The organism is Bradyrhizobium sp. UFLA05-125 (assembly GCF_059803515.1).
In genome coordinates this window covers 173,371-190,864 of sequence record NZ_JBANBJ010000006.1, presented here as the reverse complement: position 1 = coordinate 190,864, position 17,494 = coordinate 173,371, and the positions used below count along the sequence as shown (strand labels likewise).

9 protein-coding genes are annotated in these 17,494 nt (G+C 63.3%); 2 read left to right on the top strand and 7 right to left on the bottom strand.

Annotated elements, in window-relative coordinates:
* Window positions 1-100: 100 nt before the first annotated feature.
* Window positions 101-7,690 (bottom strand): FecR domain-containing protein, encoded by a 7,590-nt coding sequence (locus SO156_RS09750; protein WP_498534610.1) that lies wholly within the window; start codon window positions 7,688-7,690, stop codon window positions 101-103.
* A gap of 634 nt (window positions 7,691-8,324) precedes the next feature.
* On the opposite strand from SO156_RS09750, the gene SO156_RS09745 reads away from it, so the two are divergent.
* The gene (locus SO156_RS09745; RefSeq protein WP_498534609.1) at window positions 8,325-9,074 is read left to right on the top strand and encodes a transglutaminase-like cysteine peptidase; all 750 of its coding nucleotides are present in this window, start codon (window positions 8,325-8,327) and stop codon (window positions 9,072-9,074) included.
* Between the two features lie 190 nt (window positions 9,075-9,264).
* On the top strand, window positions 9,265-10,389 hold the full coding sequence (locus SO156_RS09740) for a lysozyme inhibitor LprI family protein (protein WP_498534608.1): 1,125 nt from the start codon (window positions 9,265-9,267) through the stop codon (window positions 10,387-10,389).
* A 209-nt stretch (window positions 10,390-10,598) separates the two neighbouring features.
* Here SO156_RS09740 and SO156_RS09735 read toward each other — a convergent pair whose 3' ends face one another.
* From SO156_RS09735 to SO156_RS09710, 6 genes are all read right to left on the bottom strand, one after another.
* Complete coding sequence (locus SO156_RS09735; protein ID WP_458146896.1) at window positions 10,599-11,798, bottom strand: ABC transporter substrate-binding protein; 1,200 nt, start codon at window positions 11,796-11,798, stop codon at window positions 10,599-10,601.
* Window positions 11,799-11,924: 126 nt separating this feature from the next.
* Window positions 11,925-13,763 carry an AMP-dependent synthetase/ligase gene (locus tag SO156_RS09730; protein WP_498534607.1) on the bottom strand — a complete coding sequence of 613 codons (1,839 nt, stop codon included), beginning with the start codon at window positions 13,761-13,763 and terminating at the stop codon, window positions 11,925-11,927.
* Between the two features lie 80 nt (window positions 13,764-13,843).
* Window positions 13,844-14,629 carry an ABC transporter ATP-binding protein gene (locus SO156_RS09725; protein WP_458146894.1) on the bottom strand — a complete coding sequence of 262 codons (786 nt, stop codon included), beginning with the start codon at window positions 14,627-14,629 and terminating at the stop codon, window positions 13,844-13,846.
* Window positions 14,630-14,633: 4 nt separating this feature from the next.
* Entirely contained in the window at window positions 14,634-15,392 is a 759-nt protein-coding gene (locus tag SO156_RS09720; RefSeq protein WP_458146893.1) for an ABC transporter ATP-binding protein, read from the bottom strand.
* The gene (locus SO156_RS09715) at window positions 15,389-16,540 is read right to left on the bottom strand and encodes a branched-chain amino acid ABC transporter permease (RefSeq protein ID WP_498534606.1); all 1,152 of its coding nucleotides are present in this window, start codon (window positions 16,538-16,540) and stop codon (window positions 15,389-15,391) included. The genes SO156_RS09720 and SO156_RS09715 overlap by 4 nt, the downstream gene beginning before the upstream one ends.
* Window positions 16,541-16,544: 4 nt before the next feature.
* Entirely contained in the window at window positions 16,545-17,420 is an 876-nt protein-coding gene (locus SO156_RS09710; protein WP_458146891.1) for a branched-chain amino acid ABC transporter permease, read from the bottom strand.
* Window positions 17,421-17,494: the final 74 nt, after the last annotated feature.

The following is a 17,494-nucleotide window of genomic DNA, read 5'->3' as shown; positions in this document are numbered from 1 at the left end:
CAGATTCGATCTTGGATCGTCAGGACGCAAATGGCCATGGCCGGAAGCGACGATCGGGGGATTTTTTGCTGTCCCGCGCGGCGGGAGAACGAGGCCCGCGCTACGTCGTGCCGTGGTTGGTGACGATGAAATCGCTGGCGTGCAGGTTGCCGGCGGCCACGTTCTTGAGCAGGATCGTCTCGTGATCGTCCAGCGTGATCAGCGTATCGGTGTTCTGCTGCGTGATGGTAAGGTCGGCGACCGAATTGATGGTATCGAACTGCCGCAGGTCGATCTTGTCCTGGGTCGTATCGAAGCCGTAGACCGTGTGCTGGACGGCGTCCGTCGTTGACGCCGGGCCGAACACGAACTGGTCCTGCCCGCCGACGCTGATCAGCGTGTCGCTGGACTCGGTGGCGAAGATGACGTCCTTGCCGCTGGTGCCGGTCAGCGTGACCGGGCCCGAGCCGCCTTCGTCGAAGATGAAGTTGACGGTGTCGCTCACGCCAAGGCTGTCGGTCACCTTGAACGTGATCATGTCGGTATCGGGCGGGGTTGCGCCCGGATCGTAGGTCACGCTGTGGAGCGCCGTGTTGACCTGGTCGAGCGAGACGCCATCGATCGAGGACGGCGTCACGCTGCTGCCTTCCTTCGCGCCCTCGGTCTCCGCGGTCACCGTGTAGGTTTCGGTCGAGGACCCCGAGACCGACAGACCCGTGACCGTGTCGGTGTTCGTCGCCTCGTCGTGGACGTGGGTGAAATGCGTGGTGTCGATCACCGGCGACTGGTGGTTCCAGACGAGATCGGTGCCGCCGCTGCCGTCACTGCTCGTGCTGAAGCCCGACGCATCGTAGTTGCCGGTGATGGTGAAGTAGTCGCCATCGCCGGAGCCGTAGTGGACCTGGAGGCCGTCTTCGGTCGAGACCAGCGAAACGTTCTTGGGGTCGATGCCGGAGAGATCGATGTTGTCGCCGTAGCTGAAGCCGGTCACCGTGCCCGTGAAGTGCGACGTCGAGTCAAGGTGCAGCGTACCGACGCCGGAGCCGACGAACTGGATCGCGGAATCCGAGGTGCCGCCGAGCTCGAGGCTCGCACCCAGAATCTTCACGATGCCGGAACCGGTGAGATCGCCGAGGATGCTGGTCAGTCCGGTCTCGACGACGATCGTTCCCGCATTATTGACGTCGCCCGAATCGTTGACGAAGCCGTCGAGCACCAGCTTGCCGTAGTCGTTGATGGCGATCTGGGCGTCGATGGCCATCGCATGGTCGGTGCCATTGAAGGTCGTCGTCGCCCCGACCTCGAAATAAGAGGTGCCCTCGCTCTTGAGGCTGGTGCCATTGAGGATCGCTTGGGAAAGAAAAACGAGAGACCCCTCGCCAAGGGCATCGATCTCTCCGCCATTGACCGTGGAAGACGTAAAATCAACCTCGGCACCGTTAGCCGCTTCGATCTTGCCGCCGCCATTATCGATCGTGTTGCCCTGCCCGAGGCCGAACCAGAGCAGTCCGTGCGGACCGTCGGCTTCGAGGATCCCGGCATTCGTGACGTCGTGGGCTTCGTAGAGGGCAACCCCCTGAACATCGATCGAGCCGTCGTTCGTTAGCTTGCCGTTCAGCAGCAGGTAGCCGAAGCCTTCTGACTCCGGAGTGAAGGCAGTCCCGGTGATGTCGAGCTCGGTGACGCTGCTGAGTGTCAGCCCACCGATCGTGGTACCGTGGTTGCCGAGGTCCAGATAGACCGTGCTGTCGGTATCGACCGATGCGACCTCGGTCGCGGTGGGCGCGTGCCCGAGCGACCAGTTGCCGTCATTGTCCCAGTTCTGGTTGACGCTCCCCGTCCATACATCGACGTTCGAGTTCGACGGCGCCGTCACCTCCGTGCTGATGGAGGCGGCGAGATCCGAAGCCGCCGAGGAGCCGCCGTGACCGATGCCTGTAGCGGTGATGTCGATCGAGACCGGCGTCGCGCCGGTGATGTCGCCGGCATAGGTGTCGTCGAGGGCGTGAACGTCGAGCGTGCCCGGGCTGCCGCTATAGCCGTCGGCCGGCACGAAGCGGATCAGCGTGTCCGGGCTCAGCACCAGCGCATTGCTGTCGCTGACGCCGGTGATGTCCACCCACTGGTCGGTGCCGGCAACCTCGTACTGCCAGGTCCCCTGGCTTTCCGTGGCGTTGTCGGCCGTGATCGCGATGGCCTTGAGGCTCGCACCTTGATCGACGTCGTGGAATTTGCCGGCGAAGAGATCGCTGATGGCCGCTCCGGCCGGATCCGTGTCACCGCCGCCGACCGAGGCCAGCGTTGCCGCATCCAGCGTCGGCGCGTCATTCTTGCCTGAAATCGTGACGGTCACCTGGGCGGTGTCGGTGCCGCCATGCTGGTCGTCCAGCGTGATGGTCGACACCACGGTCGCGGTCTGGCCTTCGCCGAGGAAATCCAGCGTGCTGTCGGGGATGGAGTAGGTCCAGCCGATCGCACCGTTGTTGTGGTTGCCGGCCTGCTGCAGCGTCAGCGCCTGTTCGAGCGCTGTCACCTCGTCCGCGGTCAGCGTCAGGTGCGTGGTCTGATCGGTGTCGAGCCACGTCACGGTCTGATCCGTGATCGAGGCCTGCGGGCGGTCGGTCAGGTCGACGTCGGTGAAATGGACCGTACCGGTTGCCGCCGGCGCCGGATCGGCGGTCGTGCTCGGCGCGCCGGTCGTGTCGGCGAGCTCGCTGAAGCTCGCGCTCTGCGAGGTTTCTGCAGCCTTGAAGCTCGGCGCGTCGTCGGTCGCGTTCAGCGTGATCAGCGTGTGGCCGGTGCCGTCGTCACTGCCGGCGAAATGCGCGTTGCTGTAGTCGCCGACCAGCTTGACCGTGATGCTGTGGCCATAGGCATCGCTCACGACGAGATTGCCGGTCTCCGCGTCGTAGGTCGCGGTGGTGCCGCCGTCGAAGGTAATCGTCGACAGGTCCAGCTTGTCGGTCGCAGTCAGCCCCGCGATCGATCCGCCGAATGACGTGGTGTCGATCTTGAGCTCGGCGGCGTCGCCCGAGAAGGTGATGGTCTGCGAGACCGTCCCCTCGAGCGTGAGGGTCGCACCAGCGTCGATGGTGACGGAGCCGGAGCCGGATAGCGAGCCGAACAGCGTCAGGGTGCCGCTGTCGACCTCGATGCTGCCGGTGTTGGTGATGGCTCCCGTGATGGAGGTGGAACCCCAGCTCTCGATCTCGCCGGAGTTGGTGATGGCGAAGGCCGCACCGTCCGCGCCGAAGATCGATGCGCCGTCGTGCAGATCGATCTCGCCGGCATTGCCGAAGGTGGACAAGGTGCCGAAGAAGCTCGACCCGGACACCGTCCAGGTGCCGCCCGCCTCATTGTTGAAGGTCGCGCTGGCGACCGAGATATTGCCGTTGATATCTCCGGTGTTGTCGATCGTGATGGCGCCTCCGGTCTCCACGATGGCAAAGGTCGTGGAGGTCACGGTGCCCGAATCGTCGGGCCCGATGGTGCCGGAATTGTCGATCAGCGCGGTGCCGGCGGCGTTCTCCTGGACGAAGATCGCGGCGTGGCCGTCCGCGCCGACGACCGAGCCGGTGTTGGTGATTTGGGTCGAGCCGGTCGCGCCGTCGCCGTTCTGCGTCACGATAATGCCGACCGTGCCGGTGCCGGTGAGATCGCCGTCGTTGACGATGGTGATGTTGCCGGCACCGGTGGCAAGCGCGGACAGGCCGACCGCGCCGGTGGCGTCGCCTTCATTGGTAACGCGGACGTCGCCGCCGCCATGGTCGAACGCGCCGATCGCGGTGCCGTAGACCGTGTCTCCGGTGACGTTGCCGCCCGCTTCGATGCTGATGTCGCCATCACCCTTGGTCGTGGCGTCGATGCCGTAGGCGCCACCCGCGGCGCCGCCGAGCTGCTTGATCGTGATGTCGCCGTCGTTGGCGGGGTTGAGATTCTCAACAAGCAGGCCAACCGAACCGGCGCCCGTTCCGGTCGCCTTGCCGGTGAGATCAGTCACGATGATGTCGCCGGACCCGCTCGCGCTGTCGCGCAGCCAGATGCCGTTGCCGTTTTGGCCCGTGATGTCCTTTGTCGCCGTCAGCGAGATGTCACCAACGCCGTTCTGGGTGACGAAGATGCCGCCCGCCGCGCCCGTCAGCGCGCCGGTCGGCGTGAGCACGATGTCGGCGGGCGCACCGATCGTGCCGCCAGACGCCGTGAAGTCGAGCGCATCGCCGCTCGCCGTCGTGATGTTGCCCGCGCCCGTGACGGTGAACGTGCCGCCGGCGGTGGACTGGCCGGCGATGGTGCCGGTAAAGCTCTCGCCCGCGACGTTATCGAGCTGAAGTGTATCGGTCCCGCCGGCGAAGGTGACGGTCTGCGCGGTTGCACCGGCGAGCTCCAACGTCGCACCGTCGTCGATGATCAGCGTGCCGACGCCGCTGAGGCCGCCGGCGAGATCAAGCGTGCCGCTCTGCACTTCGATCGTGCCGGTATTGGTGACCGCGGCCGTGACGGTGTTGCTGCCCGTAACGCCATAGAGATGGCCGGCATTGTCGAGGCTTCCGCCGTTGATCTCGACACCGGACAGATACAGCTTCGAGGTGCCGTCGACCGTCACCGTTCCGCCGGTGTTGGTGACCTTGACGGCGTCAAACTTCAGCGTGCCGCCCTTGATCGCCTCGAGCGTGCCGGTGTTGACGATCAGATCACCGGAAATGTCGAGCTCGGCACCATTCACCTCGATGAGGTTCTGATTGGTGATGGTGTGCAGCACGACTGGGTCGATCGTCAGCGTCCCGCCGGTGACGTCAATCGTGCCGGTGTTGGTGATGTCGGCGCTGTTGATGGCGCTGATGCCGGTCGAGACCAGCGTACCGGACAGCATCAGCGTGCCGCCGGTGATCTCGGCTTGATTGAGGACCAGCACGCCATGGTCGTCGACGGTGATGGTGCCTGACGAATTGGCGACCTTGGTCCCCTTGTCCAGTGTCAGCGTCGCACCGGCCTGGATTTCGATGGTCGAGTCGTTGTCGACGGTCTCCTTGTCGAAAGCGACGGTCCCCGTGACGGTGACGGCGCCGGAATTGTCCAGCTTGCCATGGGCCAGGACGCTCGTCCCCTCCAGCACCAACGCCCCGCGGATGATCAGCTTGCCGCTCTCGATGGTCCCGCCCTTGACGTCCAGCGTCGCACCGGCATGGACCTTGAACTTGCCGCCGGCATTGTGGATCTCGGCCAGCGTCGTGAGCTTGCCGCCGGTGAGCTCGATCGTGCCGGCATTGGTGATAAAGGCGCCGACGGCGAAGTCGCCGCCGCCCGCGAGCGTCAGCGTGCCGGAATTGGTCAGCACGCTGGTGTCCAGGATCTCGGCCTTGCCGCCGACGGAAATCGTGGCGCCCACGGAATTGGTCAGGATCGAATCGGCGCTGAGGTTGAGCGTCTGCGCGATCGTCAGCGTGCTCTGGTTGATGACCTCAGGCGCCTTGTGCCCGGCGGACGTGTCGAAATCGTTCATGGTCAGCGATTTGGCGAACGCCGCCTCGTCGATCGTGACCGGATAGGACGGCGTCAGGCCATGCAGCTGATCGGTGATGACGATGACGTCGTCATTGATCGTCGGCACGGTGCCGGTTTCCCAGTTCGCGGCGTCCTTCCAGAAGCCGCCGGGCGAGGAACCGGCCTCGGACGTCGCGACCCACACCACCGCGGGACTGTCGGTCCCCTTGATGGTGACGGTGATGGTCTGGGTCGCGGTTGCGCCTTGCGAGTCCGTGACCGTCACGGTGTAGGTCAGCGTCAGGACCTCGCCCTTCGGAATGAAGTCCGCGAGGTAGACGGGCAGGTCGGCGAGCGACCAGTCGATGACACCCTCGCCGGTCCCGGTGCTGTCGGTATCGATCGCAACCGACATTGCCTTTTCGAAGATCGCCAGCGGTCCCGGCGGCACGGTGCTGCCGTCCGGCAGGGTCGCGCCGGTCAGTTTCACCGACACCTTGTGGGTGTCGGTGAGATCGACATCGGTGAAGGTCAGCGTTCCCGAGGTCGGCACCTTGGAGGTGAGCGGGCCGCCGGGCACGCTGGTCCCGCCCTCGAAAGTGATGGTCGGAACGCTCGAGGTGATCACCGGCGTGTCGTTGGTGCCGGTGACCGTGATGGTGATGTCGATGAAGGCGGTTTCGTTGTCGGCGGCGAAATTGTTGTCGACGCGGACCTTGTAGGTCAGCGTCAATGTTTCGCCGGCGGCCAGAAAATCGAAGGCGCCGTCCGGAACGCTGTAGGTCCAGGTCGCCGAGCCCGTGTTGCTGTTGTCGGAGGCGGCAACGACGGTGATCTTGGCCTCGGTCGCGGCAATGTCGGCCTTTTGCAGGTCCGACAATCCGGCGGTGACGTCGGTGTGATCGGCGTTCTGATAGGTGAAGGACGCGAAGTCCACCTTCACAGTCGGCCTGTCACCGAGGTTGAAATCGAAGAAGGTGATCTTGCCGCTGACGGCATCGAGCGTCGTCACGCCGGTCTTGCCGTCGAGCTCGGACAGCGCGAACGCCGCCTTCACGTTGCCGTTGAGATCGAGGCTGCGTGCATCCGGCGCACCGGGAACACGGCTATCGGACGCCGGCTTGTCGGAACTGCTGGTCGACTGCCCGTTGCTGAGCGTGACGAAAGTCGCCTGCGCCGTCGAGCCGTTCGGCGTCTTGATCAACACCAGGTTGGCGTCCTGCGTGATCGTATCTGTCGAGTTGTTCGTCAGCTTGGTGTTGGTGTTGTTGTCCGTGAACTTCAGCGTGAACACGTCCGTGATCAGCTTCTGCACGTCCGGCGACAGCAGCGCGTTGGTGACCGAGACGTTGCCGCCGCTGATCTGGATCATCTGCCCCGCCTGGTTGACGGTGGCGATCGGCAGCAGCGTGACCTTGTCGAACAGGATGTAGGAGCCGGTGGTGCCGTCCGGCTCGACCAGCACCTGGAAATTCGCCTGCGGCTGCGGATCGCCGCCGCCCTGCGGAACCGAGAAGCTGATCTCCGTCAGCACGGCGGTGCCGCGGATGCCCATGGTGGCAACCGGCGTGTCGATCTTCATGTCGCCGTGCTTGGCGGTCTCGCCGGCGACGAAGGTAATGGTGCCCGCGACCAGGCTCAGCAGCGAGGAGTTGCTCGACCCGTTCGGGTCGTAGACCATCTCGTTCAGCACCATTCGCGCATTGGAGGAGAGGCCGAAGACGGTGCCGTCGATGAAGGTGACGCCGAGGGTCGAGTCCGACCCGGTCGAGAGCACGTCGCCCTTCTCGACGTTGTCGCCATTGTTCAGGATGATCGACACGCCGTTGCGGACGGCGGTCGCGCTGCCAGTCAGCTTGGTGATATGGCCGATGACCTGCGCGGCGGCGGCACCAGGCGCCGCTTGCGCATATTGGACGTTGCCGGCGAGCGCGTTGATGATGTCGCCGGTGAGATGGGCGCCATCGGGCGAGGCGATCGCGGCGCGCTTCTCGCCTTTGAAGTAATCGTGAATGACGAACTCGTGCCCGTCATTGGACAGCACAAGATCGACGCCCGCGCGCTTGAACTCGCCATGGAACAGGAGATTGGGATCGGGAACGAAGAACGCGCCCTGCGGCACGGTTCCATGCCCCGCGACGGAAAACGATTCAAGATGGCCATGGGCGGGCGCATGAAAGCCCTGGCCGTCAATGGAAAGCGCGGCGTCAAATTTGCCAGCGTAATTCAACGGGGAAACACCGCAGAGAGGGTTAATATTTAAAGAAGTATCGGCTGCCTAAGCTTGCATATCATTACCGAGTCCTTAGCGGAACCATCTATTTCCGGTCCAAATCGACGCGGCAGCGCTGCCTTAGTCGATGCGAAGCAGGATGGCGTCAGGGTGGCGGAGGTATCTTCTTGAGTATTTCGAGTATAGTTCCTGAAGTTCGACGAAATATCCCGCCGCCACAAGCATTCCAAAGTATTTCGACGAAGAAATCTTGCTTACGAATACTTATGTCATCTTTCCGTTGCAGTGCCCCGCAACATACTGCGGCAAATACGGAGCTTTTACTGTCGACCTGGCCAGCACAATTGGCGAAATAAGCCCGTCATTAGCCATATGAACCAGATTCGGCAGTCGACTCAAGCTGGTTCGCCAATTGGTTCCATTCCACAGCAGATTGGGGCTTCCCGAGGCTGGCCCGTAAAATTTTACCTAAACTGGCGAGACCGATTTCAGCCTGTTGCGCGGTTTTGGGCCCCCGGCCGGGCTCGTTAAGCAGAATCAAACGGCCCTCCCCTCACTGTCACCGCACCAGAAACAAAGCCGGCACGTGCGGGTCAGGGGTGTCCTGCCGATGCTGGACAGGGGAAGTCAGATGGAGACCGTTGCTCACTCGCGCGCCTGGCGCGCAGTCCTGCTCTTGTGCGGATTGATCCTGTTCGGATCGGCTGCCGACCTTCGCGCCGGCACGCTGCTGTCGCCCGGGTCCGCCGTCCTCGTGCGGAAATCCGCAGAACCGTTCGGTGTGTTCGCCTTCGCGATCTCCGCAGGTCGCGTTCGCGACAAATGGTTTCACCTGAAGGACAAGCTCGACGACGAGATGGTGCAGCTCGCGCTGTGCGACGGCGACCGCGACAACTGCGTCTCGCCCGCCGCAGTGAAGCTGCTCGCCATCGTCGACCAGGCGCGCAGCCGCGAAGGCCGCGCCCGCCTCGGTGAAGCCAACCGCGCCATCAATCTCGCGATCAAGGCGGCCAATGACGGCCCCGATGACGTCTGGAGCTCGCCACTCGCCACCTTCCAGCGCGGCGCCGGCGATTGCGAGGACTATGCGATCGCAAAACTCGCCGCGCTCCGCCTCGCGGGCATTGCGCCGGAGGATCTGCGCATCGTTTTCGTGCGCGACAGGCAAGCCGGCGAGGAGCATGCGGTCGCGGCCGCCAGGCTCGACGGCCACTGGCTGATGCTCGACAACCGCCGCATGGCCATGGTCGAGGATGAGGTGGCGCGGACCTATCAGCCGCTGTTCGTGCTTTATCAGTCCGCGGTGCTGAAATATGTCGACGAGCCGGCGTTTGCCGCCGCACCGGACAACAACCGCTCGGCAATGATCGCGTCGCGCTGACACCCGGCGGTGCTGCGTAGCCCGGATGGAGCGAAAGCGAAAATCCGGGACCTCACATCCGTTTGCAATCCCGGATTTCGCTTTCGCTCCATCCGGGCTACGATTCCGACGCGCACCTACACATTCACGGTTTCGCCGCACCGCACGGGAAGCTAGCATGGCGATCATGCGGGCTTCGGGGACAAGCGGAATGCGGACGTTCGTGCTGGCGATGGTTGCGGCGATGCTGCCGCTGATGTCACCCGCCCGCGCTCAGGCGCCCAATTCAGACCTTTCGATCGCCGAGAAGCTGCCGCTGTTCGTCAAGAACCATTGCGAGCGGCAGCGCGATCCCGCAGGTCAGCTGTTTTGCGGGGACAGCGAACTTGCCGCAGCCGCCGAGAATCTCAGCGCGGCCATCGAGGCGCGGCTCTCCCGCCTGCCGGATCGTCTGCCTGCGATCGAGGAGAACGCGCTGTGGATCCGGCAGCGCAATCTGAGCTGCGGCATCTTCGGCCAGACCGCGGTCCGTACCGACGACATCGATCGCGTCAAGACCTGCCTGCTCAGGGAGACCGATGAGCGCGCCGCGATCCTGCGCGACCCCGATTTCGATTGCCTCGCGGCCAACACGGCGGCCGGCGCGCTGATCTGCAGCGATCCGGAGCTGGCGCTGGCGGAAGAAGAGCTGAACAGCAAGGTCCTCGGCCTGATCGGCAAGCTGAACCCGACCGAAGCCCGCTTTGCCTTCGCCGAATATGGCCGCTGGACAAGGGAGCGCGATCGCAAATGCGACCTCGTCGGCAAGGAAAACGTGCCGCCGGCCGAGCTGCCGTCCGCGCAAGGCTGTCTCGCCGAATATCTCAGCCGGAAGACCGCTGATATCCTTGGCGCCAAGGGCGATCCGAAACGTGTGTTCGGCCGCCAGATCGCTGCACGGCTGCCTGATACCGATGCCGCCGACTTCTGCGTCGCCAAGATCCATGCGGCCAATTCCTGCGGCGACTTCGTCCGCATCAGTCGCGTGTTCGCGACCGGTAGCGACGTCGGAGAGCAGGAAGCGAAGGTCACCGCGGACATCGACATGGTCGTGCTGTCACCCTTCACCACCTGCAGCCCGGTCGCATCGAGCTGCACCGGCACCTGCTGGGACCCGAGGTCCGGCAACGCACAACCGGCCGCGGCGTCCAGGCAAGGCTCCAGGGAAAGCTTCAATGTGACGCGCCGGCTCAGGATCCAGCGAACCTTCGTGTTCCAGAAAGCCGCCGATGGCTGGCGCTGCAGGGAAGACGAGCTGGCACCAGTGGAGTCCGGCGTCGCCGGCGGCGGATCGTAGGCCGCGCAGCGCCTTTTTCTTCCTTCTCCCCCTTGCGGGAGAAGGTGCCTTGCCGAAGGCAAGGCGGATGAGGGATTCTCTCCACGAACTCAATCGCGAGAGGGTCATTCGCGGAGAGAACCCCTCACCCGGCTTCGATGCTTCGCATCGAAGCCACCCTCTCCCGCAAGGGGAGAGGGTGCACCAACCGCGCGGCGAGAGCGGCCGCATCAGAACATCAGATTATCCTTCACGAGCACCCAGCGGCCGCCCTTGACCTGCTGCACCTGGGTAATGGTGTTGGCGAGGTGGTCGGTCTTGGAAAATTTCGCCGGCGGCGAGTTGAAGATGTCGAGGAATTTTTCACCTGACTCGAGCGAGTCCAGCATCTTCTGTCCCGTGAGATCCTTGCCCGCCTTCTGCGCGTAGAAGGCAAAGGTCATCACCGTGTTGTAGCCGATGATCGCCTGCGTATTGGCGTCCGAATTGAACATCTTCCTGTAGTTGGCAAGCCAGTCCTTCACCGGGCCTTTGGCGCTGTCCTCATAGGGAATCTCGAACTGGGACGCGGCATAAAGCCCATCGACGGCATCCTTGCCCAGCGTCGGCACTTCCAGCACGTTGGTCGGCGTTGCCCCCAGGAAGGTGACGTCCCAGCCGAGCTTCTTCGCCTCCGTCATCGCGCCAATGGTCTCGCGGATGACCGTGCCGAGCACCACGAGATCGCAGCCGTCCGACTTCATCTTGGCGACCTGCGCGCTGAAATCGGAGGCGCCGCGCTTGTAGCTGGTGATCGAGGCCGGCTGCACCTTCATCGCGGTGAGCTGCTGATTGAAGCCGTCGAGCACGTTTTTGCCGTACTCGTCGTCCTGGTGCATGATGCAGGGCTTCTGGAAGTTTTTCCACTCAATCATGTATTTCAGCGCGGCGCGCGTGCTCTCGACGTAAGGCAGGAGGTTGTTGAACTTCAGCCGCTCCTGCGGCTTGGCCGGATCGAACTTGAAGGTGAACTCGGCTGCGGTCAGCGGAAAGAGCTGGAGCACGCCGGCATCGAACAGCGTGTCCTGCGCAGCCAGCACCGTCGGCGAGCCCATCGGGCCGACCATCGCGAAGATCTTGTCGCGCTCGATCATCTTCTGCGTGGCGAGCACAGCCTTCTTGGGGTCGTAGCCGTTGTCCTCCAAAATCATCTTGATCTTGCGGCCGTTGATGCCGCCGGCGGCGTTGATCTCCTCGACCGCCATCTTCATGCCGTTGGAGACCGGCACGCCCCAGCCCTTGATCGGCCCCGACAGGTCCTGGTGGGTGCCGATCACGATCTCGCTTGCCGAGATGCCTTCATTGGTGACCTTGGTTTGCGCTGCGGCCGGAAGACACGTGAACGCCATCGCGCCCACCGCAAGGCCGAACGCACAGAACGATTTCGACATCGACGTCTCCTCTCTCTTCAAGGCCTGTGTTGCGCGGAGGGCATGGCCATCGCTGCTCCGCTTCTCTTTTCTGCGCATGCCCCTTCCCGGAAGACCGGTTTCCACTTTTCCGGGGGCCTGCGCGCTTCAAGCCACCGCGCGCTCGCGATACATCGCGTCAATCTCGCCGGCGTAACGCTTGTTCACGAAGCTGCGCCTCAGCTTCATGGTCGGCGTCAGCTCCTCGTCCTCCGGCGTGAGCTGGCGTTCGATCAGATGGAATTTCCTGATGGTCTCGACGCGGGCGAAATGGCCGTTGACCTCTTCGATCTCGCGCCGGATCAGGTCCTGGATCTCGATCGCCCGGCACAGGCTCGCATAGTTGGTGAAGGGAATGTCGTGGTCCTGCGCAAATTTCTCGACGTTCTCCTGGTCGATCATGACGAGGCAGGTGAGATACGGCCGCTTGTCGCCGATCACGACGGCATCGGAGATGTAGGGCGAGAATTTGAGCTGGTTCTCGATCTCCGACGGCGTGATGTTCTTGCCGCCGGAGGTGATGATGATGTCCTTTATCCGGTCGGTAATCTTGACGAAGCCTTCGTTGTCGATGGTCCCGACGTCGCCGGTGTGGAGCCAGCCCCGCGTATCGATGGTCTCGGCCGTCTTTGCCGCCTGGTTCAAATAGCCCATGAACAGGAAGTTGCCCTTGATCAGGATCTCGCCGTCCGGCGAAAGGCTGACCTCACCCCAGGGCACGGCCTTGCCGACCGAGCCGAGCTTGATGCGGTCGGACGGCATCATGGTCGCAACTCCGCAATTCTCGGTCTGGCCGTAGACCTCGTGCATGTCGATGCCGAGCGCGAGATACCAGCGGATCAGGTCCGGCGCGATTGGCGCCGCGCCAGTGAAGGCGATGCGGCAGCGATCGAGCCCGATCATGCGGCGGATGTTGCGGAACACCAGTCGGTAGGCGACGCGGTTCGCGATCCTGAGCGAGACGGACGGCGAGCGTCCATCGAGCCGGCAATCCGCCATGCGCAGGCCGATGTCGATGGCCCGGCGATAGACCCATTGCTGGAACGACGTCGCATCCTTGAGCGCGATCGTGATTGCGGAATAGAATTTTTCCCAGATCCGCGGCACCGCGAAGAAGATGGTCGGCTGCACCTCGCGCAGATTGTCCGGCACGGTTTCCGGGCTTTCGGCAAAATTCATCACCGAGCCGAGCGCGACCGAGATGTAGTAGCCGGCGACCCGCTCGGCGACGTGACAGAGCGGCAGGAAGATCAGCCGGTCCTCGTCTTCCCTCGCCGGAATGAAATCGTTGGCGTGCCGCATCTGATGCGTCACGCTAAGGTTGGAATGCATCGCGCCCTTGGGTGGTCCGGTCGTGCCCGAGGTGTAGACGAGAATGGCGAGATCGCTCGCGCAGCGGCTGTCGATCATCTCCTGCCAGAGCTGCTCGCGGCCGACCATGTGATTGCGGCCGAGCGCGCGAAACTCGTCGAACGACATCACCATGTCGTCGGCAAAGCCGCTCAGGCCCTCCATGTCGAACACAACGATCCTCTCGAGCGTCGGACATCGCGCGCGGCCGGCGAGAACCTTGTCGAGTTGTTCTTCATCCTCGGCAAACATCACGCGCGTAGCGGAGTCGTTGACGAGATATTCGACCTGCGCCGGGGAATCGGTTGGATAGATGCCGGACGAGACGCCGCCCGCGCACAAGATGCCCATGTCTGCATGGATCCATTCCGGCACGGCGTTGGCGATGATGGAGGCGACGTCGCCAGGCCTGAAGCCCGAAGCATGCAGTGCGTAGGCGATCTCCCTGGAGATTTCCAGCCACGCGCGCCAGCTCGTCGGCTGCCAGATGCCGAACTGTTTCTCGCGGATCGCAGGCCTCTCCCCGCGCGTCTCCACCGCGCGCAGAAAACTCTTTGCGATCGTGTCTGCGACCGTCAGCACCGCCGGTCGGGCCATGCCATTGCCTCCTTGTCGCTTCGCCTCCGCGCGCTGCCTGCCTTGCCGTCGGTCTGTTCGTTAACGGGGAGACGCCATATTTAACGCCACGTTTTCTTCTTTTTCCAGCGCCGTTCGCCCCTGGCACCGGCTTCCTTGGCACCGAGGTAGAATTCCTGGATGTCCTGGGAATGCATCAAGCGGTCGCAGGTGTCGTTCATCACGATGCGGCCGATCTCCAGCACGTAGCCGTAATGCGCCGTCTCCAGCGCCACCTTGGCATTCTGCTCGACGAGCAGGATCGACATGCCCTGCTCCTCGTTGACGCGGCGGATGATCGTAAAGATCTCCTTCACCAGGATCGGCGAGAGCCCGAGCGATGGCTCGTCGAGCAGCAGCAGCGTCGGCTGGTTCATTAGCGCACGCCCTATCGCCAGCATCTGCTGCTCGCCGCCGGACAGCTGCCCGGCCGGCTGGTCGATGCGCTCCTTCAGCCGCGGGAAGTAGCCGTAGACGCGCTCGAGATCCTCCGCAACGCCGTCGCGATCCTTGCGCGGATAGGCGCCCATCATCAGGTTCTCGCGCACGGAGAGGAAGGGAAAGACCTCGCGCCCTTCCGGCACGTGACTGAGGCCGAGCCGGACGATCTTGTCGGCCTCCATGCGCTGAATCGGCTTGCCCATGAACTCGATCGTGCCCTTCTGCGGATCGAGAATCCCCGAGATGGTCTTCAGCACCGTCGTCTTGCCCGCACCATTGGCGCCGAGCAGCGTCACGATACGGCCGCGCGGCACCTCGAGCGAGATGCCGCGGATCGCCATGATCGGTCCATAATAGCTCTCGATATTCGAGAGCTTCAGGATGATGTCGGGCACGGCAGCGTCCATCGCGTCAGGCTCCGAGATAGGCGGCGACGACGTCGGGATGCTGCTGCACCTCGGCGGGCGAGCCCATCGCCAGCACCCGGCCGTAGTTCAGCGCAATCACACGGTCGGAGATACGGTTGACCAGCGACATGTCGTGCTCGACCATCAGCACGGTGATGCCGAGCTCGCTCTTCATGTCGCGGATCCAGAACGACATGTCGTCGGTCTCCTCGACATTCAACCCCGATGAGGGCTCGTCGAGCAGGATGAGCTTCGGCTCGGAGCAGAGCGCGCGAGCAAGCTCGATCACCTTGCGCACACCGTAGGGCAGACCTGAGATCAGCTTGTCGCGATAGGGCTCGAGATCGAGGAACTCGATCACCTGCTCGACGCGACGCCGGTGCAGCTTCTCGTTCGCGCGCACGCTCGGCAGGAACAGCAATTCTTGCCAGAGTTGCGTAGTCGAATGACGGTGGCGCCCGACCAGGAGGTTCGCAAGCACGGTCGCATTCTCGAACAGCTCGATGTTCTGGAAGGTGCGGGCGATGCCGAGCCTTGCGATGTCGTAGGGCGGCTGTTCCGTGATGTCCTGGTCCTCGAAGAAGATGCGGCCCGAGGTCGGGCGGTAGATCCGCGAGATCAGATTGAAGATCGAGCTTTTTCCTGCTCCGTTCGGCCCGATGATCGAGAGGATCTCGCCCTTCTCGACTGCGAACGAGACTGCGTCGACCGCCTTGAGGCCACCGAAATGCAGCGACAGGTTTTCGGCGCGGAAATAGCTCATCGGTTCCGCTCCGACCTCACGTAAATCTTCTGGCGCTTGAAGGTCGCTCGCTTGTAGAGCGGGAAGAGCTGGAAGAACAACTTGATCTTGAGCCAGCGGCCGTAGAGGCCGAGCGGCTCGAACAGCACGAACAGCACGATGATGATGCCGTAGATCGCGCCCTTCAGGCCGTTGAGGGAGGCGAAGGCCGCGACTTTCGACTGGACGCTCGCCGCGCTCTCGGTGCTGGCCCCCAACGTCGCGGCGACGCCCGCGATGATGCCAGGCATGTCGTCCTTGAGATACGTCAGGAACGGATCGATCATCACGATGAAGATCGCGCCCAGCACCGCACCGTGCAGGCTGAACGTGCCACCGATCAGGATCACGATGATGAACTCGATCGAGAGCTGGAGCGTGAACATCTCCGGCGATATGAAGGAGAGCTTGTGCGCGAACAGCACGCCGGCAAAACCGGTGATCGCGGCCGAGATCGCAAAGGACTTAACCTTGTAGAACGCGACATTGACGCCCATGCTGCGTGCTGCGGTCTCGGAGTCGCGGATCGCGACGAAGGCGCGCCCCGTCGGCGAGCGCAAGAGATTGAGCGTGCCGACGATGGTCAGAATCAGAACGGCGAGGCAAAGGAAATAGAACGTCGGACCGTCACGCGGCACGGCGACGCCGAGCAGCGAGAGCGGCTTGATGCGCATGCCCTCATTGCCATTGGTGACGCTTTCCCAGCGCGCCAGAATTTCCTCGACGATGAAGGCGAAGGAGATCGTGGCGATGACGAGATAGATGCCCTGGAGACGCAGCGCGGGGAAACCGACCAGCGCGCCGATCGATCCGGTCAAAACGCCTGCAGCGAGGAAGTAGACCGGAAACGGCACATTGTATTTCTGCAAGTACGCCGCCGTGTAGGCACCGATGGCGAGGAACGCGGCATGCCCGAGCGAAGCCTGTCCGGTGAAGCCGGTCAGGATCAGCAGCGCCACGCCGACGGTCGCATAGATGCAGACAAAGACCAGCTGGCTCATCAGATAGCTGGAGAGCACGTAGGGCGCGATCAGGAGTACCGCGATCAGGAGCCCGTAGGAGACCACGTAGCCCGAATGCGGGAACAGGCGGATGTCGTCCTCATAGTCGGTCTTGAACAGAAAGCGCATGCGTTCAGACCTTCTTGCGGACATGAAGGCCGAACAGGCCCTCGGGCTTGAGCAGCAGCACCGCGAGCAGCACGATATAGGGCGCGACGTCCTTCCAGCCCTCGGGCAGATAGAAGCCGGCCATGCTCTCGATCACGCCGATCAAGACGCCGCCGACGACCGCGCCGGGTATCGAGCCGAAGCCACCGAGCACGGCGGCGGGAAAGGCTTTCAGCCCGAGCACGAGCCCGACATTGGAGTGAATGAAGGTGATCGGTGCCAGCAGCACGCCGGCGCAGGTCGCGACCGCCGCACTGATGGCCCAGACGATCGAGACGACACGCTTCACGGGAATGCCCATGTAGTAGGCCGCGAGCATGTTCTCGGAACTGGCGCGCATCGCCGTGCCGAGCGTGGTCTTGTTGAAGAACAGATAGAGCAGTGTGCAAAGGATGACCGTTGCCGCGATCACGGACAGCTTGTCATAGGCAAGCACCAGAGCGCCGATGCGCAGCACACCCTGGCTGAACGGCGTCTCGATCTTGAAATCGTCGGTGCCCCAGATCATGCCGGCGATCGAGCGCAGGAAGTAGCCGAGCCCGATGGTCGCCATGATGATGGAGAATTGCGGATAGCCGAGGATCGGCCGCACCACGATGCGTTCGGCGAGCATGCCGAACAGAGCCATGGCGATCACCGCGCCGGCGAAGCCGACCCAGTAGTTCAGGCCCATCATGCCGATGAAGGTGAAGGCGAAGAAGCCGCCCAGCATCATCAGATCGCCCTGGGCGAAGTTGACGACCTCGGTTGCCTTGTAAACGAGCACGAAGCCAAGCGCGATCAGGCCGTAGACGCAGCCGAGTGCAATGCCACTGACCAGCTGCTGAACGAAGTCCAGCATCGCCGAGCATCCTCCCCGATGCTCCCCTGCGGCTCTTGGCGGCCGTCTCGTCGCATCTTGTTCCAGTCGCTACG

What these genes read in the sequence shown, in the direction of transcription:
- SO156_RS09745 (WP_498534609.1), top strand. Translation starts at nt 8,325, where the DNA reads ATGGAGACCGTTGCTCACTCGCGCGCCTGGCGCGCAGTCCTGCTCTTG.
- SO156_RS09740 (WP_498534608.1), top strand. Translation starts at nt 9,265, where the DNA reads ATGCGGACGTTCGTGCTGGCGATGGTTGCGGCGATGCTGCCGCTGATG.
- SO156_RS09735 (WP_458146896.1), bottom strand. Translation starts at nt 11,798, where the DNA reads ATGTCGAAATCGTTCTGTGCGTTCGGCCTTGCGGTGGGCGCGATGGCG.
- SO156_RS09730 (WP_498534607.1), bottom strand. Translation starts at nt 13,763, where the DNA reads ATGGCCCGACCGGCGGTGCTGACGGTCGCAGACACGATCGCAAAGAGT.
- SO156_RS09725 (WP_458146894.1), bottom strand. Translation starts at nt 14,629, where the DNA reads ATGGACGCTGCCGTGCCCGACATCATCCTGAAGCTCTCGAATATCGAG.
- SO156_RS09720 (WP_458146893.1), bottom strand. Translation starts at nt 15,392, where the DNA reads ATGAGCTATTTCCGCGCCGAAAACCTGTCGCTGCATTTCGGTGGCCTC.
- SO156_RS09715 (WP_498534606.1), bottom strand. Translation starts at nt 16,540, where the DNA reads ATGCGCTTTCTGTTCAAGACCGACTATGAGGACGACATCCGCCTGTTC.
- SO156_RS09710 (WP_458146891.1), bottom strand. Translation starts at nt 17,420, where the DNA reads ATGCTGGACTTCGTTCAGCAGCTGGTCAGTGGCATTGCACTCGGCTGC.